28 protein-coding genes, 1 tRNA gene and 1 pseudogene are annotated in these 25,015 nt (G+C 47.3%); 8 read left to right on the forward strand and 22 right to left on the reverse strand.

The features are described 5' to 3' along the window. Positions 1-79: 79 nt before the first annotated feature. The 15 genes from DEF47_RS12485 to DEF47_RS12555 all read right to left on the reverse strand — a co-directional run bounded on the left by DEF47_RS12485 (position 80) and on the right by DEF47_RS12555 (position 11,122). Positions 80-760, reverse strand: a complete 681-nt coding sequence (locus DEF47_RS12485) for a hypothetical protein (protein ID WP_287045163.1) — start codon at positions 758-760, stop codon at positions 80-82. Then, on the reverse strand, positions 729-1,727 hold the full coding sequence (locus DEF47_RS12490) for a hypothetical protein (protein ID WP_287045164.1): 999 nt from the start codon (positions 1,725-1,727) through the stop codon (positions 729-731). The genes DEF47_RS12485 and DEF47_RS12490 overlap by 32 nt, the downstream gene beginning before the upstream one ends. Then, the gene (locus DEF47_RS12495; protein WP_041303940.1) at positions 1,667-2,122 is read right to left on the reverse strand and encodes a hypothetical protein; all 456 of its coding nucleotides are present in this window, start codon (positions 2,120-2,122) and stop codon (positions 1,667-1,669) included. The genes DEF47_RS12490 and DEF47_RS12495 overlap by 61 nt, the downstream gene beginning before the upstream one ends. A 16-nt stretch (positions 2,123-2,138) precedes the next feature. Continuing rightward, the gene (locus DEF47_RS12500) at positions 2,139-2,345 is read right to left on the reverse strand and encodes a hypothetical protein (protein ID WP_041303938.1); all 207 of its coding nucleotides are present in this window, start codon (positions 2,343-2,345) and stop codon (positions 2,139-2,141) included. Next, a complete protein-coding gene (locus DEF47_RS12505) occupies positions 2,342-2,797 on the reverse strand; it encodes a Rad52/Rad22 family DNA repair protein (protein WP_012188091.1) in 456 nt (151 codons plus the stop codon). Before DEF47_RS12505 ends, DEF47_RS12500 begins: the two co-directional genes overlap by 4 nt. A 35-nt stretch (positions 2,798-2,832) precedes the next feature. Next, positions 2,833-3,063 (reverse strand): hypothetical protein, encoded by a 231-nt coding sequence (locus tag DEF47_RS12510; protein ID WP_012188090.1) that lies wholly within the window; start codon positions 3,061-3,063, stop codon positions 2,833-2,835. Positions 3,064-3,106: 43 nt separating this feature from the next. Further along, positions 3,107-3,301, reverse strand: coding sequence for a hypothetical protein (locus tag DEF47_RS12515; RefSeq protein WP_041303936.1), 195 nt, complete (start codon positions 3,299-3,301; stop codon positions 3,107-3,109). Then, a complete protein-coding gene (locus DEF47_RS12520) occupies positions 3,298-3,714 on the reverse strand; it encodes a hypothetical protein (protein WP_012188089.1) in 417 nt (138 codons plus the stop codon). Before DEF47_RS12520 ends, DEF47_RS12515 begins: the two co-directional genes overlap by 4 nt. A gap of 48 nt (positions 3,715-3,762) precedes the next feature. Further along, on the reverse strand, positions 3,763-4,101 hold the full coding sequence (locus DEF47_RS12525; protein WP_287045166.1) for a hypothetical protein: 339 nt from the start codon (positions 4,099-4,101) through the stop codon (positions 3,763-3,765). 477 nt (positions 4,102-4,578) lie between these two features. Then, complete coding sequence (locus tag DEF47_RS12530) at positions 4,579-4,779, reverse strand: hypothetical protein (protein WP_041303934.1); 201 nt, start codon at positions 4,777-4,779, stop codon at positions 4,579-4,581. A gap of 103 nt (positions 4,780-4,882) precedes the next feature. After that, positions 4,883-5,749: a hypothetical protein gene (locus DEF47_RS12535; protein WP_012188087.1), complete on the reverse strand. Its 867-nt coding sequence runs from the start codon at positions 5,747-5,749 to the stop codon at positions 4,883-4,885. Between the two features lie 200 nt (positions 5,750-5,949). Continuing rightward, positions 5,950-7,032 carry a DUF4352 domain-containing protein gene (locus DEF47_RS12540; protein WP_012188086.1) on the reverse strand — a complete coding sequence of 361 codons (1,083 nt, stop codon included), beginning with the start codon at positions 7,030-7,032 and terminating at the stop codon, positions 5,950-5,952. Positions 7,033-7,393: 361 nt separating this feature from the next. Continuing rightward, entirely contained in the window at positions 7,394-9,223 is a 1,830-nt protein-coding gene (locus DEF47_RS12545) for an ATP-binding protein (RefSeq protein ID WP_012188085.1), read from the reverse strand. Beyond that, the gene (locus DEF47_RS12550) at positions 9,192-10,256 is read right to left on the reverse strand and encodes a DNA cytosine methyltransferase (RefSeq protein WP_012188084.1); all 1,065 of its coding nucleotides are present in this window, start codon (positions 10,254-10,256) and stop codon (positions 9,192-9,194) included. Before DEF47_RS12550 ends, DEF47_RS12545 begins: the two co-directional genes overlap by 32 nt. Before the next feature lie 449 nt (positions 10,257-10,705). Next, positions 10,706-11,122, reverse strand: a complete 417-nt coding sequence (locus DEF47_RS12555) for a helix-turn-helix domain-containing protein (protein WP_041303930.1) — start codon at positions 11,120-11,122, stop codon at positions 10,706-10,708. Between the two features lie 408 nt (positions 11,123-11,530). Here DEF47_RS12555 and DEF47_RS12560 point away from each other — a divergent pair, with 408 nt between their 5' ends. The 6 genes and pseudogenes from DEF47_RS12560 to DEF47_RS25185 all read left to right on the forward strand — a co-directional run. Then, positions 11,531-11,872, forward strand: coding sequence for a hypothetical protein (locus DEF47_RS12560; RefSeq protein WP_012188082.1), 342 nt, complete (start codon positions 11,531-11,533; stop codon positions 11,870-11,872). Then, positions 11,859-12,095, forward strand: a complete 237-nt coding sequence (locus DEF47_RS12565; RefSeq protein ID WP_041303927.1) for a hypothetical protein — start codon at positions 11,859-11,861, stop codon at positions 12,093-12,095. Before DEF47_RS12560 ends, DEF47_RS12565 begins: the two co-directional genes overlap by 14 nt. 7 nt (positions 12,096-12,102) lie before the next feature. Further along, on the forward strand, positions 12,103-12,999 hold the full coding sequence (locus DEF47_RS12570; RefSeq protein WP_041303926.1) for a helix-turn-helix domain-containing protein: 897 nt from the start codon (positions 12,103-12,105) through the stop codon (positions 12,997-12,999). After that, positions 12,996-13,706, forward strand: coding sequence for an ATP-binding protein (locus DEF47_RS12575; protein ID WP_012188080.1), 711 nt, complete (start codon positions 12,996-12,998; stop codon positions 13,704-13,706). Before DEF47_RS12570 ends, DEF47_RS12575 begins: the two co-directional genes overlap by 4 nt. Next, complete coding sequence (locus DEF47_RS12580; protein ID WP_041303924.1) at positions 13,703-13,942, forward strand: winged helix-turn-helix domain-containing protein; 240 nt, start codon at positions 13,703-13,705, stop codon at positions 13,940-13,942. Before DEF47_RS12575 ends, DEF47_RS12580 begins: the two co-directional genes overlap by 4 nt. Before the next feature lie 145 nt (positions 13,943-14,087). Continuing rightward, positions 14,088-15,077 (forward strand): annotated as a pseudogene (locus tag DEF47_RS25185) (recombinase family protein); the annotation flags it as partial. Positions 15,078-15,510: 433 nt separating this feature from the next. Here the strand turns inward: DEF47_RS25185 and DEF47_RS12585 are convergent. From DEF47_RS12585 to DEF47_RS12605, 5 genes are all read right to left on the reverse strand, one after another. Continuing rightward, a tRNA-Lys gene (locus DEF47_RS12585) sits at positions 15,511-15,585 on the reverse strand. Positions 15,586-15,701: 116 nt separating this feature from the next. Then, positions 15,702-15,902, reverse strand: coding sequence for a hypothetical protein (locus tag DEF47_RS12590; RefSeq protein ID WP_041303917.1), 201 nt, complete (start codon positions 15,900-15,902; stop codon positions 15,702-15,704). A 53-nt stretch (positions 15,903-15,955) separates the two neighbouring features. Continuing rightward, positions 15,956-17,143, reverse strand: a complete 1,188-nt coding sequence (locus tag DEF47_RS12595; RefSeq protein ID WP_012188079.1) for an acetyl-CoA C-acetyltransferase — start codon at positions 17,141-17,143, stop codon at positions 15,956-15,958. Positions 17,144-17,263: 120 nt separating this feature from the next. Continuing rightward, positions 17,264-18,076: an RNA polymerase sigma factor gene (locus tag DEF47_RS12600; protein WP_012188078.1), complete on the reverse strand. Its 813-nt coding sequence runs from the start codon at positions 18,074-18,076 to the stop codon at positions 17,264-17,266. A gap of 172 nt (positions 18,077-18,248) precedes the next feature. Beyond that, positions 18,249-19,730: a menaquinone biosynthesis decarboxylase gene (locus DEF47_RS12605; RefSeq protein ID WP_012188077.1), complete on the reverse strand. Its 1,482-nt coding sequence runs from the start codon at positions 19,728-19,730 to the stop codon at positions 18,249-18,251. Positions 19,731-19,896: 166 nt separating this feature from the next. Between DEF47_RS12605 and DEF47_RS12610 the strand changes: the two genes are divergently transcribed. Next, positions 19,897-20,682 (forward strand): YfjC family protein, encoded by a 786-nt coding sequence (locus tag DEF47_RS12610; protein WP_012188076.1) that lies wholly within the window; start codon positions 19,897-19,899, stop codon positions 20,680-20,682. A gap of 45 nt (positions 20,683-20,727) precedes the next feature. Here the strand turns inward: DEF47_RS12610 and DEF47_RS12615 are convergent, their stop codons facing one another. Together DEF47_RS12615 and DEF47_RS12620 are read right to left on the reverse strand one after the other, a co-directional pair. Further along, positions 20,728-22,176: an outer membrane protein assembly factor BamB family protein gene (locus DEF47_RS12615; RefSeq protein ID WP_012188075.1), complete on the reverse strand. Its 1,449-nt coding sequence runs from the start codon at positions 22,174-22,176 to the stop codon at positions 20,728-20,730. A 69-nt stretch (positions 22,177-22,245) separates the two neighbouring features. Continuing rightward, positions 22,246-23,757 (reverse strand): helix-turn-helix domain-containing protein, encoded by a 1,512-nt coding sequence (locus tag DEF47_RS12620; RefSeq protein ID WP_012188074.1) that lies wholly within the window; start codon positions 23,755-23,757, stop codon positions 22,246-22,248. 314 nt (positions 23,758-24,071) lie between these two features. Between DEF47_RS12620 and DEF47_RS12625 the strand changes: the two genes are divergently transcribed. Beyond that, on the forward strand, positions 24,072-25,015 hold a 944-nt coding region (locus DEF47_RS12625; protein WP_287045167.1), incomplete at its 3' end, for a serine protease.

Below are 25,015 nucleotides of genomic sequence, written 5' to 3' on the forward strand. Positions count from 1 at the left end.
ATCAGCCACGTCAAGCCTGGCTGATTAGGGGGATATGGTTCCGCTTCAGTAACAATATGGTAGCGGTGAAGGTTTGGGATCATGCAAATCCCCCTTCCAACACGTTTTCAAGAACTAAATCAGTAGCACATAAATCATGAAGTGGATACATAGCCTTACCTTTAATCCTATGGTACAGATTGATAATATTGCCAGATGAACGCATGCTCTTACCACCAACCAAATGGGTATTGAAACGACTGCCTATCAAAAAGAGGTCAAGCATTGCCTGCATCGTGCTTGGGCCAGCAGGCAAACGATCATCACTATCACCCCAGCAAATCATCGCATTCGGGTACACATTAGGGAAGGGAGCCATAAATAAGGGTGTTGACGCTAAAGGATAGGCTTCAGTGGCTAATGCCCAAATCTGATAGTTTTGTTTCCAACCACGCCAAACGAGCGGTGGAATGGGAATCGTTAACCGATCATTATTGGCAAGCTCTATCGTGATGGATTTTGGTGGAATATACATGCAGTAGAAGGAACTGCCTTTATAGCTTCCATAGCCTAAGGTATTTTGAGGGAGCAATCCCGATGATTGGGGGATACCGCTTAATACCTTTGCAACCTCACTAACATCGACTGGGTATGATGACCAACCAGATGGCTCACGGCGGGTCATAATCACCGCATTATCGAAGAAATCTAGCTGAAGCTTCGGGCTTTTATCAAACACGATTTCTCGCTTATATGGTCTGGGGTACTTCATCGTTGGCATTGACTAACTCCATTAAGGTTGCTGGGCGTTGGGTATCATTAGCCAGTACGACCGCAGCGGCTCCATAAATATTGAGCAAAATATCGATCGCATATTCATTGTTGCGATCAAGCCATGCTGCAAAGTCATGGAATTGGCTGCACAGCGCATCGGCTCGACGTTGACGATCTTGGACTGAGGCGACCATATCAGGGTTAGCCCAATCTATGCCGTCATCCCATCCACCAACTTCCAGTTCTGCCATAGAAACATCGGCAAACACATCACCAGTAATGCGCAATGCATATTGAATCAAGGTTCCAAGCTCAAACCCATAGATCTTTTTGCGATTTAATTCTTGAATTAATCCATGGATATGAATATGCTCAGGCAAAGGGTCAAATGTTTTCAGCGCTTGAAAAATTTCTTTATCTTTCACGAAATAGCGATCACCATCGAACCGCATAACATCGTAGGGTGTAGTATGAAATGGATACCGCGTAAGCCACATTGCAAGATGAAACATATCTCCAGCTTCACCAGCATGAATCGGTAAACCAAAAACGGCTAAAGGGGTTTCATCAAGCCATTGCCCGGCAATCTCAAATCGCAGATCAAGACTATAGCTTTCCGAGAGGGCAGGATCATCATTGGCAATATCATCGGCATCATCATAGGGATCGAAGTCCTCTTGTCTCCACTCCATATAATCTTGAAAATTCATGGTTGTGGAAACAAGATCTTCAACCAGATATGCCATTCTGATAAAACAAGACTTACCCTTTACCAACGTCAATGGTTCATCGCGAATCTGTTCATAATAACTAGGATCGTAACGCTGCATTAGCCGAACCCCATGCAGTACATCATTCCATTCTTTAATGATGGTTTCATCACTAAAGCCCGCAGGGGTCAAAGAGCTAACCTTTACCAACCCAATGGCAGATCTTGATCGGCGCTTGCGGGCAATTCGGCTAAGTGCAGGCATAGTGCTGATTCCTCGCGGTTATATTTTTTTTCAAATCGTTTGCTTAGCTCAGTATCCAAATTCATGAGCATGGCTTCGCCAAAGGTCAAACCACCAGCTAGTAACTTCTCTATAGGTACTGGTGGTTTGGTGCTGAAGAGATCGAAGAGATCCCAAGCAGGGGGGATCTCTTCCAAGGCTGCAACTAAATCAAGGCCTTTTGTGCCAACTTTTTTGACGAACTCGATGGTTTCGTACTCTTCACCCTCAATTGTGCGTTTGCCCTTGGTGATGATTGCCGATGTTACTGAAGGGTATGTGGTGGCAAGATGGGAACGAATTGCATCAATCTCCATTGCGCTCGGTACCCGAAACTCTTGTCCTTCAACGATGATGATCTTGGTATCCGCTGCCATGATTTGCTTCCTTTACTTATGCTTGATTATCAGTTTGTAGCTCGGCCATCAATTCCGGCGAAATAAACCCCAGTGCCTCTTGCTGCTCAGGCGTTAGCCATTTCGCTATTAACTGGGGGCTTATATTGCGATTGATTAAAATATTGCGGGCCGCCTCTAGTTGGCCTGCCCGCAAATATTCCTGCACCTGAAGTTGTGTGCCTGCAAGATTGACTAGGTTCATACCTTTATCCCAATCTGCTTATACATATGGGCAATAATGCGATCAGGGTACACAAAGCACTTTTTTTCCTGATCGTATTCGGCCCATACTTTTGGCATGCTGTACAGATAGCGGCCCAGCCCGAATGCCGAGCAGGCGCGTTTGAACGCTTGGGCAACGGCAACCGTCGCTTTATTCGGGTCAGTTTGCTCGGCTTCCCCAACATCTTCACGAGTGATGCCAACTAGGGTCAGCTGGCAAATAACCGCACCTGGCCCTAAGGGGCGATAGGTCACAGCCCATTCACCACCAACCACAGCATCAAGCCTGTCCTGATAGGCTCGGACTTCGGCATAGGCAATAGCTAAAGCGCGGGTCTTATCCTTCGTGACAACAGTGGGCTTTATCTCAATAATATCCATGGGGAACGGGGCTTCAAGCTTGGGTTTGATAGTGGTGAATGGTTGTGTCATAATGAGGTATCCTGTTCAGGGATTAAAACAAACTACTAGGCAGTAGTGATAGGTTTTATTGGCAGGATGTGTTTGGCAACACTTTGTAGCGCTGCTTCATTGTTCGCTAGTTCTATCCAACTTTGAACGCCAGGATCATGCTGGGCTGCCTGCAACGCAGCCCGATGTTCCTCTTGCTCTTGTTTTCGTACCCGTTCCTTATAGGCTTCAATGGCTTCGGCTAGGCTCTCGAATTCGCCATCGGCGGTATAAATCCATGCAGCCATTAGGTATGCTCCTTTGTTTTGCTAGACACGCTCTAATCCGCCGTTAGGGGATTGAAATAAACTCCACTCGATAATTGGGCATGCAACGCAAACCAACTACCGGAATATCATCAAATACCGAGCGAACAGCACTGGTTAGTTGCCGTTGAATGATCAAGGCTTCATCTTGATCAAGGCGGCCAATCGCTAGCGAAACTTCGGTATCGCCATAATTCATGATGATTTTGTAGTTGCTCATTCATAGGCCTCAGGGGTAAACGTGAAGGTTGCCCAAACTTGATCAAGTGGCTCTTGGCTATCAAGGAATGCGCCTTCAAGTTTGGCATTCGTTCCACCCTGAGCGTAAAAGGCTTTCTTGGCACTCATATAGGTATCAATGGTTTTGACCATCGCCTCATGCTTGGTCAGATGGTGAATTACGGCATCGCTGTAGGCAACCGCCGTGCGAACAGCCTCAGCATGGGTAGTGCTATCAAAACCAGCACAATGCAGCAGAGGATAGTGTCCGCCAATACCAATATTTGCATTGACCAGTAGCCCAAAGCCAGGTATCCAAACCGCTTTGGTTTCAATCTCTACCTCTTCATATTCGCCATAGACTCCAGCTTCATCAAACACGATGATGCCTTTGACGGTTACTTCTACTTCCATTGATGATCTCCTCAAAACGAATGGCTGCCCAGCTGGGCAGCCATCGCACTAGCGAATCTGGTTAATCCCTTGGTCAATGTCACCTTGGGTTATGGGTGGATAGTGTGTCGTTGGCTCAGGTCGCTTGTGTGCTTCCTTTTGAAATGTTCGCAGCAGCGCCCGGGCCATATTGATAGCCATCACAATCACCACGGCCAACACAACCAGCCAAACCAAATAAGCTACAAACAACAGATATTCTGGCCCAACCAAAACACACCATACGGCAAACCAAAAAACTACAGCACTAGCACTACTGATTAATTGTTGCTTAGGGTGCTTGGTTAGAAGTGCTATTGCTATCGCGCTGGCAACTATGCCGAGCATGGGGATAAGACTTTCGATCATTGCTGGCTCCATATCTTCAATCAAGGCGATTTTGATAATTGATTTGAAAATTGGTATATTGTCAATCGGTATCAGCATCCACCGCTAGGGGATTGAAACTATCTTGTGTCTGTCGTTCGGCGGCAATAGCGGCCAAAATTTCTGCTTGGCTCATGATCAAACCTCGCGCTGATAATTGAATTAATTGTGGGTAGGCCTACGTGATTTCCTACCCGTTGATCGTGGTGCTGCTAGTAAGGACGCGGCGCTTATGCCGAGGTGGGGTCATCGCCCATAGCCTTCTATCCTTGAGGCAAGCCATCCCGCGCTGGCTGCGCACGATATGCCACGACTGCGTATTTACTTGTTAAGGTAGTTTTACTTGCGAACATTGCCGCTGTTCCGCACAACAGCGGGTGAGCGTTGATTGATACATACCGAGTTGCGCCACGTTGGCGCTGGTGAGCAGGTAGGATTGCTCAGGCCATGGCGGCTTGGTTAGAGTTGTATCCGCCAGTTGTCCACGCGCTGGCTTGATTGAATTGGGCTGCCCGTTTGGTTTTCAACGTAGGCGATGGCATCAACTTCGTTATCAAAGTTTTGAATGAACTGGCCTTGGAAAAAGAGTTTGCCCCAATTGCTATCCCCAAAAAACAATTCCCACGATGTGCCGTTGCAATCAATAATTTCGAATTCCATTCATCCTCCTGTTTTAAGTGGTTGGTGCTTGGTTGCCGCTTACGCATGCGGCACTGCACACAGTGATGCAGTCGCGATGGTGAGCAGGTAGGACTGCTCAGGCCTAGGCGGCTTTCTGATAATGATTTGGGGCCGCTGCTGCTTGCAAGAGGATCTTGTAGGCTGCTCGATGCCAACACGTCGCACCTTTGGCAAAGGCAGTACATTGGCAGGTATCGCCATTGACGTGATACAAAATGGAAGGATTAGAGCGGCTACGAATGGTGAGGCTTGAGCCATCCCACGACCAGCCAGGCACGGCCAATTCGCTAAAGGCTTTGTTGATGGCATTAAGCTGAACTTTTTTTCCAGCATAGAGTTGGCGTAGTTGGCCAACCAATTGACCAATCACGAAATAGCTTGGGGCTTGGGGAATAGCCGATGCTGAAGATGCAGCAGGCTCGCGTGTTAGTTCATCTTCAAGTGGCTCAAAAAACTTGTGCGCTGGCTGCTCTGGAAACTCCCGCGATAAAATTTCATAACGCAGCTTGTTCAATTTGCTACTAGCAGCATCGCTGGTTGGGAAGTAGCCGATCAACTCGCCACCATTGTGGGCAACGTACTCTTTGTCCTTCAGGCAATAGGTAACACCTGTTGCGCCTTGGGTTGGGCTACAGCATTGGCAATAGCACACAGGCTGCTTTGGTTGTTTGCGGGTTGGTTTTTTCTTAGCAGGCTTGAGTGGGGCAGCTGGTGCAGCTGGGGTTGGGTTAAACTCTTCGGCTACTTCGTCGGCGTAGTTAATCGCGTGTTGGATTAGCTCATCAACAAAAAATTCGTAATATCGACTGCCAATGTGTTGAATGGTCATTTTGGGGGTTGAGAGAAATGCGCTCCAGCCATGGTTGTTGTGCTCAAGCCACAATGTAATTCCAACAGCGGCATGGCTTAGGGTGGTCAATTCTCGACGTGTGGTTTCTTGAGGTTGCATATATTTCACTCCTGAAATTCATATCTGAAATATAAATCATATTTGAAATGATGTCAATAATGAATTACAGATATGAAACACAAATTCCGAAATTTTCGGAATTTGCTGGAGTAGTATCCAAGGCAACAATAGGATTTAGACCATAAAAAAGCACCATGGGCCGACTGGCTCCATGGTGCAAGGGATTAATCTAGGATGGTCTATTGTTCAGCCATTTGTACATCATCAATATTCCATCGGCTATTGCCTTCATAAGTTACTTTACAAACCCATACAAATTCCACTTCCAGATTAAACGAGTTCTTCGCTTTGACTGTCGATTGGACATACCAAGTTAGATCGCCTTCCTGCACGGTTTGATAATCGAACCATGGGAAATCAGCGGTTGAGGGATGGGTAAGGCGTTGCTTGACTGCCTGCTTACAGACATCAATAGCACCCGCCTCGGTGGCAAGATCAGGAACCGCCGTAGCAGTTGGACGTGGTGTTACCGTTGGTAATTCTGCCGTCTCACCAATCGCCCCAAACTTCACGGCATCAGTCCCTTCAAGCGTAAACCATAACTCATTGCTGTCTTGGGGAATATCGAAAGCAATTGCCCATTCTTCGCGTTCACCACGCTTAATCATCTTCCCGCCTAAATCGCCGATCGAGGTAACATTGAGGCGTTTTGCCGCTTGGTTGGAAGCATTCCGGTCTAATTCAATTGTTTTGGTATCTGTTCGTACCTTCAATTCTTGCTTACCAATCAGGTGGTCATCGCCCTTGTTGGTTATCGTCCCATGGACAACCAGCCACTTACCAGTTGCCGCTTCGCTAAAATCATTCGCAATGCTGATATCGAGGATGGTAATTTCCCATTGGCCAATCGGATTACTTTGGCCAATCTCTGCTACGAATGGCGTTGCCGTTGGCGGAAGCGGTGTATTGGTTGGCACTGGAGTATTGGTTGGCCGAGCCTCTTCAGTCTGGGTCGCCGCAATTGCAATAGCTTCCTTCGTAGCATTGGCATTATCCTGCTCGACGGTCGCCGCAATCGCAACCGCCTCACTGGTTGCATTCGTATTGCTTTGCTGGGCGGTTGCGGTAACATTAGCAACTACAATAGCCGTAGCCGTCTGCTCGGCCTGTAGCTTTGAGCCTTGGTTATAGGCGAGTCCCAAACATGAACACACAAACACGACACTGCCAATTGCAATCCATTTGATATTTTTCCGCCAGCCTGGCTTGTTTGGTGGTACTGGTTGCATATAAGGTGGCATAGAGGGTTGTGGGTATGACATAGCGTCTCCTAAACAAAGCGTTTCCTTCAACTAAGTTAGGTGCAATTCAGACCCATTTTTTGGATCATGATGGAGTGAATTAAGATTTTTGGCTGATTTCTTATGAATGGATAGGCACAATACGACGGTATTTGAGGAGAATACAGTAGGATAGCCAACACCAGCCCAAACATTAGCCAAACAGCTCGAGCACGCCCACGGCTATGATCAAACAGCGTAGTCGATATTCTCCCTACAGCTAAATGAAGCAGAACTTAATGCTGCAAGTTATTGTGGTCATCAAGGGGTATTCAAGAGGTAAAAATAAAAAAGCACCGTGGAGCCAAGCAGCCCACGGTGCTTTTTTACCCCTTAACTATCCCTATGGAATAGATGGAGGATTCCATAGAATCACTAAATTAATAATTTCATGTAGTTTGGCAATGTAACCAACAGCGCTTTGATGATTGAACCTTGCTAGTTGTTTCATATCTTTTAATACTGAACCTGGATGTATAGAATTTCTAACCGTTTGAAGTATATCGACACCTAGTTTATTAGTACCTTGTACACATAGCTCTATTATTTCCTTACAGTCCTGAAATGAAAAGGTAGTCCCTATATACTGGGCTAGCACTGTACGATCAGCAAATTTAGGATTTCTAGGGCCTAAATCACTTAATGGCTTTGGTACTGTCTGTAAAGTAATCAAGTATTCTAGTACATCCGTCCTCTGGATTGTTCCAAGCATAACACCTTCTAGAATAGCTCCCAACATTACAATACAAGCTTTAAATGATGTTCCTTTATAAGCATAGGCTGCTTGTTGAATATCATATAAAATAATATTTTTCATTTGATCGGGAATATTACTATTCTTAACAAGATTCTTCATCTCTCTAAATGCAGTAGTAATTTCTTGTTTAGGTGGAGGGCTAGGTTCAGGAATATCATCATCAAAAAAAGAATTATCTTCCACATCACCATCATTCGTCTCACTACTAGCATCGGTAGTGTTTGATGAATCACTACTAGCATCGGTAGTGTTTGATGAATCACTACTAGCATTTGTATTCTCTTGTTCAGAAGAATTGGCATCTTTTGATGATGAACTATCATTAACTTCCTCTTTTTTTGGCTTAGATGGGTATTCCTTTCGCAAGTTAGTCCACATTGATGCAATAACTCGCATAATATCTGCCTTGACATACTGTAGTAGCTTGAGATATCTAGGATCAGTTTGCTTTATTCTTTGTCTATTACTGGTAATAATGTCATCTTCATCATCGCTATCCATAAAATCTGCTTCAATTTCACCAATGATATATTGTCGATATACACCCGCATCAGTTATATCTATTAAAATATCTTCTTGAATCATTTTACCATGAGCAAAAATAGAGATGGTACGGTGGCTCGTTGGAATATTACTTGGACGATATACAGTACCAATCCAACCCTTAACAGTTATACCTGACATTCCATCTACTAGATTCGTAATTTCAAATGATTTCTTTAGCTTAGTAAAAAAATCAGCATATTTACTACTTTCTTCACCAAGATACCAAAGAAATTGTACTTTATTTAAATAATCACGATCATTATCACTAATTGGTATATTATTAATAATTACAGAAAAATTACAATTATTATTAATAATTGTAAATCTCCGGGCAAGATCAGTTCTTAGAGTTTTCTCCGCATTTACAATAGAAGATTTTATTTCTCGTAATATAATCTTTGTTCCTGATTCAATAGATAAATCATCTTGAGGAACCGGTGATGGCCTATACAACGTTACATCGCTACTTATCCCTCTTTCTATATCGCCTTTACGAATTATAAATCCATGGGGTACTCCATCCTTACAAGAATAAACCTCAGCAATATTGGCTATACCAAATATTGCCAGTATACCGATCCCTTTCCTGCCCATAACATGCCGTCCACTTATAGTGTTGGCTGAATCTTCTCTCTTTTGATGCCCAATTCGTAAGAACTTAGTATTAGCATCCTCAATTGACATTCCTATACCATTATCTTGAATGACTATTTCATCTTGTCGTATATTAATAGATACCTCAGTTGCATCGGCATCCCAAGCATTAGCAACTAATTCAGATAAAACCGCAGGAATATTACTATAAAGACCTTCGCTTAAGTGATTCAATGTATTAAGACTAAATGATAATTCGTACCCGCTGTCGCTCATGTAAACCCTCCAAAAAACGCTTAATACTTTTTGCAATAACACGACCTAGTGCGACCGGAACAGCATTCCCTATTTGACGACTAACTGTCTTAAATTTCAGTTGGCCTTCAGGGGCAAATTGATAACTTCGCGGAAATGTCTGAAGTAAGGCAGCCTCACGGAGCGAAATAGCGCGATCCTGCTCTGGATGACCAAAGCGACCATTACCATACCCATTGCATTGTGTAGTGATGGTAGGTGCTACTTTATCCCATTCCATTCGACCATAGACGCTCCCATAACTCTCACCGCTTTCCTTTTTATGACATTCTGCAATCAATTCTTCCGGCCAATCGGCCCAAGTACCACCAGGCACAGAATGCTGAATACGTCGAAGGTTTATATCTTCTAGTCTGCTGGCTGCATGCATGCTATCACCCTCCCAGTGTCCGCCAGCAGTAATTGGTGGCAGAGAACCAATAACTTCACGTACAGTTCGATAGTTCTCAGGAGTGTGGGTTGGGGGTATAATCTTAATAACGCCCTGTTTAGCAGCAAATAAGACTAGTCGGTCACGTTGCTGCGGAATTCCATAATCAGGACAATGCACCACGCTATGCGAAACGTGATACCCTAATTGTTCAAGTGCTTGAATAAAATTGTTAAAAACTTCCCCTCTATTGAATGTTCGAACCTCAGGAACATTTTCCATTGATATAATATCAGGCTCGATCTCTCTAATAAGGCGCGAAAATTCTGTGAGTAATTGCCACTTTGTTCCAGTACGACTCTTCTTCGTATATTGAGAAAAATCTTGGCATGGGGCACAGCCTACTAAGATTTTATGTTGATTATTGGGATAGAGGGCATTTAACTCTCTGCCATCAACTTCAGTAATAGACTTTTCAATAAAACGAGTTCTATTATTTTGCTCATAGGCATACTTACAAGAAGGATCGTTATCAATCCCTGCCAGTACGCCAAAACCTTCAAGAATAAGCCCGTGGGTTAGCCCACCAACTCCACAGAATAGATCAATGACTGCGCCAACCATGCTAACCTCCACAAAGCATCAAGAGTGAATGGTACTATCGAGTACAGAGCATATCACAGAATGTACTTCTCATCGAGGGGGATTTTAACTACCTCCTTCATGGTACTCCCATAAATGTATGGATTTCATTAACTGCATTACTATGCTAGGTATTGTTTCTAGCGCCACAAAGGCACTACCTAGATTCGTTGTCATCAAATTTTCATGTTCGGGGACGATAAAAAATGGTATACTCCCTCATACGTTTGCCTATGTATAGGGATAAGAGATGAAAAAGATAAACAATGGAACTTGGGCGTGCCTCATAATATTTATGTCATCCACCCTTTTTGAAATGTTAGATCAACGAGTTTTTTTTACTGGAACAGCCTGTCTCCTTTTATTAATCCTGCTAGTTGAAGAAAAAGATTCTTTGGTAAAGCAAATCTTAGCGTATCTACGCGAACGTCTTAGCGATTCCGATCAAGCAAACTTTGTCCATAACCTAACAACCGATCAAGGGAAGAAGGATCAAGCGCCTCCAGCTGCTGAATAAGTTTCAGCGCCTCAGAAACTTTATTATCCTTTTTTACATCTGCAATAAATTCATCTATTGCAGATGTTGTTTCTCGATTAATCCAAGAAATGGCTAGATTGCGTCCATCTTCTTCAGTAGCACTAGCATCAAGTAATAACTGGGCAATATGCTCGGCATTCCCCTTAACTGCTCTAACAACTGATAATAACAATGATCCTCTTGTATCAATCTCTCCTTTTTCTATCCTCATTATTTGAACATTGTTAGTTCCAGCCTCATGGGCAACGTCATCACGCGATAAGCCAATGGCTTCTCGTAGTGTCCAAAGATATGCGCCTGTTGCAATCATACTCATAGTCCCTAGTATATCGTGCCTAATTCAAAAATGAAATAATCATATTTGAATTTCAAATTTGACAAACTCAAGTTATTTCTATAATATTTCATATATGAATATCGTATATGAAATGGGGTTAGGATGACAATTCCACCTAAACCACACCTCGAAAAATTCCGAGAATGCTTAAAAGAAATACCGTTACAAAATTTATCCCAAGCCACTAGGTGGCGTTATGCAAACGGTGATTTACCAAAGGGCATCTTATGGCTACTAAATCATCCCCAGCTACTCCGTGCCTTGGCCGACGATGCTGAACGGAATCAAACCGCAGAATCCACTACACCATCCTACTAGTCATCGTCGGATTTGTGACAACGTATTTCTGTTTCAATCCCTGTTTAAGGATTCGAGGGCAAGATGCTTTACACAATTTTGACAGCCATCATAGCAGGTCTTGCCTGTGCCGTGTTGATGGTTGCCATTCATGGATTGCTTTGGCATCGCCATTGGCGCTTATCACGACCGCAGGCCTATACGGTAGGCACCGCCTGTATTGGCATTGTGCTCACCATCTGGGCGCTATTACTCAACCAACCAGCAACGATTATCGGTTTTTGGGCGATTGCTGGCCTGGCTGGCTCGGCTGATTTAGTAGCTTGGTGGATTCGGTCACGCTTACAACGAATCGAAACTGAGGCCGAGGCTGCGGGTTTTATCCGTGGCCAAATTGTTGGGTTGGATAACGATGGGCAAAACTAAGCAAGATGAACTGATTGGCCTGGTCGAAGATGCAACCGCCCTCAACAATGAAATTGGTGATGCCCATAAGCATATAGCTCTGCGAGCTAACAGCATGAGCCGTGAATCGCTCGATGAACTCAGGCATGCCGAGCAGAGCCGGCGTAAGCAACAGGGTGTGTTGCACACTATTCGTCAACTTGTGGCGAAACGTGCAACCGATTCTTCTGATGATGGAAAGTAGGCGTTGTATGGCACCACAATCTGATCGTATTCAGGTGCGATGGCGCAATGGGTGGACTGCAATCCCCCATACCATCTTGCGTGATTCGCGATTATCACGTAGTGCGCGATTACTGTGGGGTATTCTTGCATCCTATGCAGGAAACGAGGAAGCTGCATGGCCCCAACAAAAAGACCTAGCCCAAGCATGTGCTGAAGATGACAAAGTACCCCATATTCGGACAATCCAGCGCTGGCTTAAAGAACTTGAAACTTATGGCTGGTTAGCCTCAATTCAAACCCGCCATGGCAATATTTACGAACTGTTTGAATCTCAGCAACGCGACACCAGTGTCGAAGAGACGACACCAGTGTCGTGTCAGACACGACATCAGGATCGCGTCAGAGGCGACACCAGTGTCGTGTCAGAGGCGACACCAGTGTCGCATGGTTTAATTAACAAGAATCAATTAATAAGAAATAATAATAATACTCCTGCTGCGCAGCCAAAAAAACCAACGGATACTGAAACCTATCGACTACTTCGGGATCGGCAAGTTTGGACGGCAAAAAAACATGCCCATGAGCCGCTTGAAATAATTCAAGCCTATCTTGACCATGTTGGGCCAAACTACCCCGCCGCCCAAATCGCCCTTGACCTCAAAGCAGGCGTTCACCATCGCCTCACTCCTGAGCCAGAACCATCACCACCGCACACCGAACCAGCCAACGATGATCGGCGGCCTGCATGGATTGGACTCGATCAATGGCAAGGCCTGACCTCAAATCAACGTGATGCCTTGCAATATGCCCAACTGGTGAATGGCCGAATTCAAGCCCAATACGATGATTGGACTGAAATGATCTACAAGCGCTGGGGGCCATTGGCCAACAGGCTGGTTGAAGCTGCTGGGGGGACACAATGACCAATGCTGTTTGGGAACGTGAAGAAACGATCACCTGTGAGCGCTGTCAAGATAGTGGCGTGCTCGGCTATCGCTATAGCGATGATAAAACCCGCAAGGCGATTGAGTATATTCCTTGCGACTGTCGCAAACCAACCATACTACAGAAGCATGGCGACTTAAGCCTTGTCGCCAAAAAAACATTTGAAACCTTTGTGAGCTTGCCACAGGTAGCACCGCTGGCTCAGGCCTGCATGGATTATGCAAGTGACCCCAAAGGCTGGTTATTACTTTCGGGGCCATATGGTTGTGGCAAGAGCCACCTAGCCGCTGCGATTGCTCATGCTGTCGTTGCCAGCGGCAAGAGCGCCATGTTTTTCGTAGTGCCTGATTTGTTCGATGCCTTACGCGAAACCTTTGATGGCCAACAAGGCGAATCGTTTCAACAGCGCTTTGACCGCATTCGCAATGTTCCCTTACTGGTGCTTGATGATGCTGGTACTGAGCACCTTACTAGCTGGGCCAAAGAAAAACACTTTCAGCTGATCAATCACCGCTACAACCGCGAGCTACCAACGGTGTTTACCACCAACGAAGATTTGAAGCGCTTTGATGGGCGTATCGCGAGCCGTTTGGCTGATGTTGCGCTGGTTGAACACTTGGATTTCACGGGCATTGCCGATTATCGACGATTGAATCTAGCCAAGCGACGAGGTAAAGCCGCATGAGCCGAATGAATACTGATCTTGTCCGTAAAGTCTGGGCCGCTGTAAGTCAGCAACCGCAAGCATCGATTCAAGAATTGGCTACGGCTGTTGGTATCCCATACGGCCCTTGTCGCCGCTCCTTACTCGAACTGAAACGGCGTGGCTATATTGATTTCTCTGATCATACCGTCCGCGCACGAACGATTCTGATTCCATTATGGGAAGGTCGCAATGCAAGCACTACCAACACCAATTGAACGGGGCCACGCCGATGGGCAACGTGAAAGCGTTGTTCAAGCCTTTGCAGCCTTGTTGGTTGCATTGATGCTTGACAAAGACCAAGAAGCGGATCAATCATCTGCACAACCGCCTCAATCGAAAGCAGCGTAGAAGGGATTATTCATGCGAGCCGTTATCTATACACGGGTTTCCACCCGTGAACAAGCTGAAAACAGCAGCCTTGCAAGCCAAGAGCGTGATTGTCAGGCCTATGCCCAACGCCATGGTTGGCACGTTGTGCAGGTCTATCAAGATGCTGGCAAGAGTGGCCGCAATGCTGATCGTCCCGCGTTTATGCAGCTTCGTGAAGATGCCGCTCGGAAACCACGATGCTTTGATGTTGTGTTAGTTTGGAAGCTCGACCGCTGCGCCCGTAACACTTCGCTCCAGCTGCGGGTGGTTGATGAATTCCACGCGCTGGGGATTCAACTCATTTCAATTACCGAGCCAATTGAGATGGATACCGCTGCTGGCCGCTTCAATCTGACGATGTTAGGAGCTGGGGCCGAACTCTATAGCCGACTAACAGGCGAACGGGTTGCACGTGCCCGCCGTGCAGCTGCGGAATCAGGCAAATTACCTGGCCCCGTGCCAACGGGCTACCAACGCAATGAGCACGGGGTGCTGGTTCCTTCAGCCGATGCCGAGCATCAACGCATGCTGTTTACACTCTATGCCACAGGACTGTATAGCTTCAGCACCGTCGCCGATGCCATGAACCAACGTGGTGCGCGAGTTTGGAACACTCAACAAGGGCGCTATGTTCCCTACACCAAAGACAACGTTGCATCGATGCTACGCAACCAAGCCTATATTGGCAAGGTGAGCTACAAAGGCCAAACCTATGCTGGCCAACATGAAGCGCTGATTGATCAACAAACATGGGACGCGGTACAAGTTTTGCTTGATCGGCGCGGCCAAAAGCGCGGCTGGACTCCTGTGAGCCAAGGCCGTGGGCTGCTCAGTGAAATTTTGTATTGTGAGCAATGTGGCAGCCGCATGTGGCAACACTACAAGCGCACAACCAACGTTGTGTACTATGAGTGCAGCCAACACCGCTACAACCAATGCCCCATGGCCATGGTGCGCAACGATGTGCTTGATCAGCATATGATTGCCGTGCTTGATGCCTTGGCGTTTCCCAGCGATTGGAAGCGCGATATTCTTCGGGTTGCTCAGCAACAGTGGGACGCACACCAACAACCAGCCCCCGAAGCCCCCAACATTGAAGCCGAGCTTGCCGCACTCAAGCGCCTGTTTCTCAATGATCACATCCGGGCTGATGAATATGAGCAGCGCAAATCAGCGTTGTTGGCTCAAGCCCAAGCACCACGCCAAAAACCAGCTGCATCCTTTAACATGGAGCAAGCCTTAGATTTATTAGAATCAATTAGTTGGACATTTAAGCAGAAGAGGGCATTAGCCGAGAAGCGCGTAGCCTTACAATCACTCATTGCAGCCGTTTGGGGCACAAAAAAAGGGATTGTCGCCTACCAACCACGAGAACCATTTCTGGAACTCGTAGGAAGTTTGCAACAATCCCGCTTGGTGAGCCGGGTGGGGATCGAACCCACGACCAGCGGATTAAAAGTCCGATGCTCTACCACTGAGCTACCGGCCCAACGCGTGAGAGTATAGCACACTCGTAATAAAATTGCAAATGATAAGGTTCACAAACTTTTTAGGCTCAATCGCAGCGTGCGGCGCGACCAATTTGGTCGCGCCGCACGCTCTTTTTTATTGATGACGGGAAAGGGCTTCGGTGGTTGCTCCATCGCAGGATAGTACGTCGTGGTCGGGGCTGCCCCATTCGCTAAAGCCAACTTCGTCGGCTGAAACATTCAGGGCTTGCGCTGCAATAAAATCGGCCAAGTAGGGCGCAATTCGACCTTCACGAACGCCTTCATCCAAAGTAGAGATCAACTCAACAGTACCCATTGTTCCTCCTTATGTTGGTTGTTTGGTGCCGTCATCACCTTCTCCGCTCTGGCTTAAATCAATTCAATTGCCAAGGCAACGGCTTCGCCACCACCTAAACAGAGGGTCGCGAGGCCACGCTTGCCACCACGTTCTTGCAAGGCATACACCAGCGTCGTCAATACGCGTGCGCCGCTAGCCCCAATCGGGTGACCCAAAGCGACCGCTCCACCATTGACATTCAAGCGATCCCAATCGATCTTGAGGTCGTGGCCGTTGGCAAGCGCTTGGGCGGCAAAGGCTTCATTGAATTCATACAAATCGTAATCGGCCAAGCTGGTGTTGGTTACTTCAAGCAAGCGGCGCACAGCAAAGGCTGGAGCTGTAAAGATTTCGAGTGGTTTCACGCCAGCCTGGGCATAGCCAGTAATGCGGGCCAGCGGCTTGGCTCCCAGTTGTTGGGCTTTGGCCATGCTTGCGACCACCAAAGCCGAAGCGCCATCGGTAATGCCAGGTGCATTGCCAGCAGTAACAGAGCCATCAGCTTTGAAGGCTGGCTTTAATTTGGCCAAGGCTTCAACCGTGCTATCGGCACGAACTGGCTCGTCGGTATCAAAAATGGTTGTGCCTTTGCGGCTCTTGAGTTCAACAGGCACAATTTCGTTTTTGAACGCGCCACGAGCAATCGCTGCTGCTGCTTTGCGATGTGAATTGTAGGCAAATTCATCTTGCATTTCGCGACTAACATTGCAAGCATCGGCGACCCACTCAGCTGAGTTGCCCATATGATGATGCTCAACCGCACACCACAAGCCATCATGCACTACGGCATCTTGAATTTCACCGTTGCCAAGCCGATAGCCAAAGCGGGCTTGAGGCAAAAGGTAGGGCGCTCGCGACATGTTTTCCATGCCACCAGCCACAATCAGCTCAGCATCACCAGCTTTGATCATGCTGGCGGCCAACATCACGGCCTTTAAGCCCGAACCACAAACCTTATTAATTGTTAGGGCGCTCACGCTATCGGGCACACCAGCACCCAAAGCTGCTTGTCGCGCAGGTGCTTGACCCAAGCCCGCCCCAACGACATTACCCATAATCACTTCATCAACCACATCGCCGTTGATTCCAGCTCGCTCCAATGCGGCCTTAATTGCGATCGCACCGAGTTGAGGCGCAGTTAAATCAGCGAGGCTCCCGCCAAACTTGCCAATTGGCGTGCGGGCAGCACTCAACAACACCGGTTCGCGCTCGTTGCTCATGGGGCCATACTCCTTGATTTTGAACTAGCTAAAAGCCAGCAGCGCCGTTGCCACTGGCTTATCTATTCAATAATTGTTGACTATCTTACCATAAAGTGTAGGAGCGATCTAGGTTAAATTTCACTCACCGAAACCCTCGCGCCAACTTTCAACCACGCCACGACAGCGCCGCCCCAAGCGTGCCCGCAAATTAAATAATTCATTGACCGTTAAGCCCTCTGCTTGGGCTAAGGCCGAAATATTGGTTTGCTCAAACAAGAGTTCATTCCATAAACGCTGCGCAACCGCATACAGCGGGTCATCATCCATTGTAACGACAACTTTGAGCACTTCGCGTTTCAGTTGACGCAACACCACTAGATCATCAACTGATGGATCTGGCGCGACCAAGCTATCTTGCTCAAGGTGGCTTTGGCTTAAATAGACAATTTGTTGGATTGATCGGCTCGTCGCATCATTTGGTTGCTGATTAAAGCCCATTCCACCACGTTTTAAGGCATTAGTAGCCCGTCGCCATTGCAACACAGCTCGCCGCGTTATCTGATAAATATAGGTGCTCAGTCGTGCTTCAAAGCGAAATTGACCAAGCTTTTGGATCACATCAGCATAGGCGCATACATCCGGTGAGCGATCATCAAGATAAAGATCATCAACACCTAATACATGGCGTTGTTTCAAACAGTGCAGAATATATTGATACACTTGGTGGCAGACTGCTTCATGCTCAGGATGGAGTGGATCAAGCGCCGCTTGAACTGTCGCATAATCATGCCAAAGGTTGATCGTTATGTCAGTTAATGGAGCGTTTGTCGCATGTTGACTATAGTGGGCAAGTAATGTTGCTATGTGCTGGTGTTGTTCTGGGGTTAAATTCCAAGCTTGGGTCGTTGCGACGGTTGCGACAAGCGTCAAATATTGGGTATGCGAGTTCATTCTGGCCTCCACCATTGTCTAGCTGTGTCTCGCTCAATTGACACAGCGACAGCTTAGCGAAGGCCATGCGACAGCCATGCGACAATTGTTTCGATCAAACGTTGTCACACCTAATAAAAAAACAGCGCCAACCAACATTGGTCAGCGCTGTTTGATCAAGGCAATCGATTAACTAGAAGCCATATTCACGCCAGCGTTTGGTCACCCGATCCACAATCGATTGGGTCATGCGAATGTCTTGAGGCCATTCACGCGGAAACCGATCGATATCTTGGCGCTTGCGGGTAGCATCAATCCCCATTTTGTGGCCATAAGCAAAATGATCTGCCGAGTGGTCGAGCGCATCAAGTGGCCCTTCCACAATCACCGTATCGCGCTGCGGATCAACATTCGATGTGACATGAAACAAGACTTGGTTCATATCCTGTACATCAATATCTTCATCGACCACAATAATAAATTTGGTCAACGACATGAGCATCAAGCCCCACAGGCCATACATCACTTTGCGCACTTGGCCGGGGTATTTTTTCTTGATGCTGACCACCAATAGATTATGGAACGTCCCTTCGGCAGGCATATTGACATCGATCACCTCAGGCACGACCAACTGCATCAATGGCAAGAACAAGCGCTCAGTCGCTTTGCCAAGCCAATAATCTTCTTGCGGTGGATAACCCACAATCGTCGTCGGATAAATCGCATCCTTGCGCATGGTGATGGCGGTCAGGTGCATCACGGGATATTGATCGGCCAGCGAATAGTAGCCAGTATGATCGCCGAATGGCCCTTCAAGCCGACTTTCGCTGGGGTCAACATAACCTTCGAGAATAATTTCGGCATTGGCGGGCACTTCGAGATCGATCGTTTTGCATTTGACCATCTCAACCCGTTCGCGCCGCAACCAACCAGCCAACATAATTTCATCGATGCCTGGTGGCAGTGGAGCCGAGCCCGAGTAGATCGTGGCATAATCGCCGCCAATTGCTACGGCAACCGGCAATTTCACCCCACCTTTGCGCAGCGCCTCGCGTTGATGTTCAGTGCCACCTTTGTGAATTTGCCAGTGCATGCCGACGGTTTTTTCATCGTAAACCTGCACCCGATACATCCCCACATTGCGAATGCCTTTGTAGGGATCGCGTGAAATGACTGTGGTTAGGGTGACGTAGCGGCCACCATCATCGGGCCAGCATTTTAAAATTGGCAATTTATTCAAATCAATCTGGTCGCCCGTCCAGACAATATCTTGGCAGGGAGCGCTGGCAACCGTTTTAGGCCGATAGCGCACAATTTCTGAAAGCTCGCTGACTTTTTTAAGCTTGTCGAAAACCCCCTCGGGAACTTCAGGCTTAACCACACTCGCCAAGCGTGCCCGCAGATCGTCGAGTTTTTCTAAGCCCAAGGCCCAAGCCATGCGTTGCTCAGTGCCCACTCCATTGATCAAAACTGGCAGATCTGAGCCAATCACATTTTCAAAGAGTAAAGCGACATTTCCTTGACCTTGCTTCATTTTAGAAACGCGATCAGTAATTTCAGTGATTTCAAGATCAGCCGAAACCGGCGTTTTGATCCGTTTCAATTCGCCGCGTTTTTCCAAAAAGGCGATCCATTCGCGTAAATCACCAAAAGTAGTAGGTATTTTTGTTGACACAATAACGCTCCATTGCAGATGCTGCTCGCCAATCTTTGTGCATTGTATCACGATTTACGCAGATTCAGCCGTTTAGGATTAACAAGCGAGCCTATCACCAACAACGCTAGCCGTAGTTGGAGTACTGGTATAATCGCATTTTCAAACTAATCCATGGAGTATCCAAATGAGTGAATTACGCGGCTTTTCGTTAAGCCAAGAGGAATTATTTGTTTGTTTGATTGTGGCCGATTTGCCCTTGCCGCTGGGCTTTGACGATTTGGCCAATCAAGTCTTTGGCGATTTGCCTGAGCAATATCAACAATATTTATTAGGAGCCGCCGAACGGAGCCTGATCGCCCACGGCCTGCTCGAATTAACCGATGACCAGCCTGTTTTGGAGCCGATGGTGGCCGAGTGGCTGAGCATTATTAGCCAACCCAGCCAAACTTGGGTGATTTTGCATCAGCCTGCTGGCCAAAAACAACAGGCAAACTATATTCATCATGCTAAACAGCAATACCTTTTTCATCGCGGACAAGGCGGTATTCACCAACTGATTGCCCTACCCCACACGCGCGAGATTGTGCAAGCAGCGCTGGATATTATTGAGCCAGCCGAAGTTGAAGTTGCCGAAACGTTAACGGGAAGCTTGAGCGAAGCAGTGTTTCGAAGCATCGCCAGCATGCGTACAATCAAACGCGAACAGGTGGTTGAGCAATTGCAAGCTGGCGGTTTAACTGCCAATGTGGCTGAAGCATTTGGCCAAAGTTTTGAGCAATTGCGTTCGATCAGTGCCTTAGCATTGCTTCAAAATAAGCCAGAAAGTAGCGTGCAACAGGCTTTTACCTTGGTTTGTGGTGAGCAACAACAATGGTTACTTGTGCCCGAAGCTGAAGGTTCGCTCTATGTGCGCAATCTCGATCTTAATGCATTAGTCCAAGTGCTACACAATTTTGCCCACCCGCAGTAAGCCAAGTCAAAGCCCCTTGAACGAACTCAAGGGGCTTTTTGGTTTTTAGCGCGTCAGCGTCCACAAACTTTCGCCAGTCCGTAAATTGGTCATCGTTAAGCCATCGCTGGTTTGAATTAGCAAGGCATTGCCGGTTCGAGTTAATACAGGTACTTGACCAATAAACATCTGTTGTTGAAACGACCAACCAACCGTGCCATCTTGGCGTTTGAGCAATTGCACCCGCACCAAATCATCAATTTCGGGGTCAAGCCAGCCAAAAATCATACCCTCGCCAGGCACAACAACCCCTTGAATTTTACCGCTACCACTCCACTCATGCGACTCGCCCAAATCGTCAAGCCGCCAAATGAGTTCGGCGGTTTGGGCATTGATCGCTAAAATGCTGACTGTATTTGTGCCGCGCTGCTTGACTGCCGAAACATATAAAACATCATTATCAAAACCCAACGGAGTCAGCGCATAATCGGTCAAACTATACATAACTACCTTGCGTTCAGCGGTAATAATCGCGATATGCTGTTCAGCCCCAATCGCTATATGATCACTACTATTGGCAAAGCGTTGCTCACTACCACGAAAACTATAGTAAAACGCCTCATCTAGCTCAACACTCCAGCGCTGCTGCTGATCAAGCCCAATCGCTGAGAGCGTAATTGGCTCAGGGTCACTTTGCAAGCGCAAAATTCCATCGTTGCTTAACGGATCAGCAATCCATTCCACTTGTTCAGTCCAATCGTTATTCAATTGGATGGCTTGGCGCTGTTCGCCAGTTTTCAAGGCGTAGCAAACGACAAACTCTAGCGATTCAGCATCACGCTCGGTTCCACATAATTCATCGCCAAGCCGCACCAAATCACTGGCATAGCTCGCTTCCAAGGGTTTTTGCCATCGTTGGCTGCCTGTTTTCAATTCATAGGCCGTCAAAATATTATCGTAAGTCTGAATTACCAATAGATCATCAGCAATAAATAGCATCGGTGGGCTGCTTTGGAGCCGATCAGTTAAGCGGGTTTGCCAGCCAAATGTGCCATCTTGACTATTAAATAAGCGAAAATCACGTTCTTTAATCACTGCAACATATTGATCAAGCGCGATCAGCTCATAGGATTCGCTGCCAAGTTCAGTTTGCCAAATTGGTTTGCCATCAGCACCATCAAGCAAGGCCATTGAATATTGGCTATTGTTTGAAAGTTGCACTAAAAGTTCGTTACGCTCGTCGCCATTGCGATCATAGGCTAATTGGGTTGAACTATAGAGCACCGAGCCGGCAATCGCTGGTTCATTCGCACTACTACCAACCACTGCTGTTTCCATTTGCGATGAGACTTGGGTAATGCTCGATTCAAAGGCATCGCTCATCACATTATTGACGAAAAAATAGATTCCACCACCAATTCCGAGCGTTAGCACAAAAATAATTAGTAATACTGGCATACACGAGGAACGATCTTGCCGATAGGGCGACATATTCGGATTCCATTGATTCGCCATGGTTGGCTCCTTAGTACAAGCAATTCTTCAACCAACCCAAGAACGCTACTCCATTGAAGACAAACGCGATTATAGTTTGACAGGCTGCATCACTTGGCTCTGCAACCAATCGATCACACAATCTTTGTTGCGTTCGCGATTACTCAAACGCTCCCAGTAGTTGAAAAAATGTTCACGGAATGATTGGGCAATTGTCCGATCATGAATAATAATATTGACGTTTTCGCGACCATCTTCAGTATCGGCTGCTTGCCACGATTCCAAAATCAAGGTTTGACGACCTTCGACCTTCCAAGCTACGGGAAAATAAGCTGGATCAATCGCATCAACAATCGCCAATTGATAATTTGGGTACACCTGCAAGAGCCAGATCACATGGCGCAACCAGGCCAAAGCCTCGGCTACTGTCAATTGACTTTGCGGCTGATCGCGCAGCCAATCATCGGCAGGCAATTCGCCATGGCTCAATAAACGCAAAATTGCGGTTTTGGTAACAACATGACGCGCCTCGTGCTGGCGATCTTGCAGAAATTGCTCAAATAAATGGACACGTTGGCGATGATGATCTAACAGTTGCTGACACCACACTTCCAAATGGGTCTGTTCTTGCAGCGAACGCACTAAGGGCGCTTGCAAAATCCGTTGAATACAAGCGTTGCGAATTGCAATTGGCATCGATTGAAAACTCAGGCCTTCTTTTAACAACAATTGAGCGCCATCCTCAACCTCAAATTGCAAGGCCAAGGCTTTGAAATCTAACGAGCGTTCGGGATAGACCTCGAGCAGTGGTTGGGTTTGCGAACGCATGGTGGTAGCAAATTGGCTAATCAATGGATAATGCGGGCTATCAGGGGGAAAGAAAAAGCCACTATCAACATGTCTGGATTGACGACTGCCAAACAGCCATAAAGCCCCTTGTCCAGGCACAATAATCACATCGGCAGGTGCACCAGGCAGCACATGATTGGGGAAAAGATAGGGCTGATATTTGCCACGATAGCCGAGCATCGAGAGCATTCGGGCAATTAATTCGAAGCGATGTTGATTTTCAATCCGTAAACGCCAGAGATGCACCACATTCCAGCCAGCGTGTAGGGCTTGGCGTAAAGCTGCTCGCCATGGCACCGCCAATTCAGGAAATACGGTCAATGGGTCATGCTCACTTTGAAAAGTCACGACAATTTCGGCCCCAGGCCATGGGCTTTGCTTGGCGGCGGCGGTCACCATGGCGATCGCCTGCAACAGAATTGATTGGACACCCTCTAAAACTGCGCCTTTATTGGCAATCGGCAATAACGTCGGGTCAAGTTTCGGTGGTTCAGGCATCAAGCCTGCTTGGGCAGTGGTGAGCACTTGGCTAATTGCTTGTTCGGCGCTGGCGGCCAAACTGCCCTCGTCCAAACCCAAGGCCCGCTCGTAGGCATGCAAAAATGAACTGGTTGGCTTAGAAACCCCCGTCTCGACAGCTGAAATATAGCCTTTGGTATAGCCGACCAGCCCGACCATCTCGGTTAGTGAAATCCCACGTTCTTCGCGGAGTAGACGAAGGTACGACGTACCTTGCTTGGATTTGCGTCCCACAGGCAGTACCTCGGTGAACCCCTATGGCTGAGCCGGCCACGAGGGTTCAACAATTGATAGGTTGATGATAGGCAACGACGATGTTGAGGTGTGCGCCTTCGCGCTTCTCCGGCAGTGTTATTGCTTGAGCCACGTCATAAAAAGGCCGTAATCATCAAACAATCTAACAAACAATCTAGTTGATTCAAACAATTTCGTCAATTATAGTAGGTTGTGTGTTAAGAAGTTTTTACTTCTTGAGCAAACCGGCTTTGCTGGGACACGGCTTTGGCTCAATAACACAACATCGTTTGGTCTGTGCATAAGGAGCTATCATGGAACGATCTGGACGCTGGACAATTCGTCGGGTACGGTCTGCGGTCATTGCAACGGTGTTGAGCACATCAGTATTGTTAGGCGGCTACGCTGCCTCAGCCAAAGACAACAAAAAAGTCGAAGTTTATCCGCTCCCTGTTGTTGACGAAAAGCAACCTGGTTCCGAACAATTGCCCCCACCAGATAAAATTGTCGGTGGCTCGGCGGCTACTGCTGGTGAATTCCCCTGGCAAGCTCGGATAGCTCGTAACGGCAGCCTACATTGTGGTGGCTCGTTGATTGCTCCCCAATGGGTTTTGACTGCTGCGCACTGTGTTCAAGGCTTCTCGGTATCATCACTCAGCGTGGTGATGGGCGACCATAACTGGACGACCAACGAAGGCACCGAACAAAGCCGCACAATTGCTCAAGCAGTTGTTCACCCAAGCTACAATTCATCAACCTACGACAACGACATTGCTTTGTTGAAACTCAGCAGCGCTGTAACCCTCAACAGCCGCGTTGCCGTGATTCCGTTCGCCACCAGCGCTGATAGCGCCTTGTACAACGCTGGCGTTGTTTCAACCGTCACTGGTTGGGGCGCGTTGACCGAAGGTGGTTCATCACCAAACGTCTTGTACAAAGTGCAAGTGCCTGTGGTTTCAACCGCTACCTGTAACGCCTCAAACGCCTACAACGGCCAAATCACTGGCAACATGGTGTGTGCTGGCTACGCTGCTGGCGGCAAAGACTCATGCCAAGGCGATAGCGGTGGTCCATTCGTCGCTCAAAGCAGCGGCTCATGGAAACTCAGCGGTGTTGTGAGCTGGGGCGATGGTTGTGCCCGCGCCAATAAGTATGGCGTGTACACCAAAGTTTCCAACTACACCAGCTGGATCAACAGCTATGTCGGTACGGTAACCCCAACCAGCACGCCAGTGCCAGGTACTCCAGTGCCAACCAG

It is taken from the genome of Herpetosiphon sp., from assembly GCF_003512625.1.
GTDB lineage: Bacteria > Chloroflexota > Chloroflexia > Chloroflexales > Herpetosiphonaceae > Herpetosiphon > Herpetosiphon aurantiacus.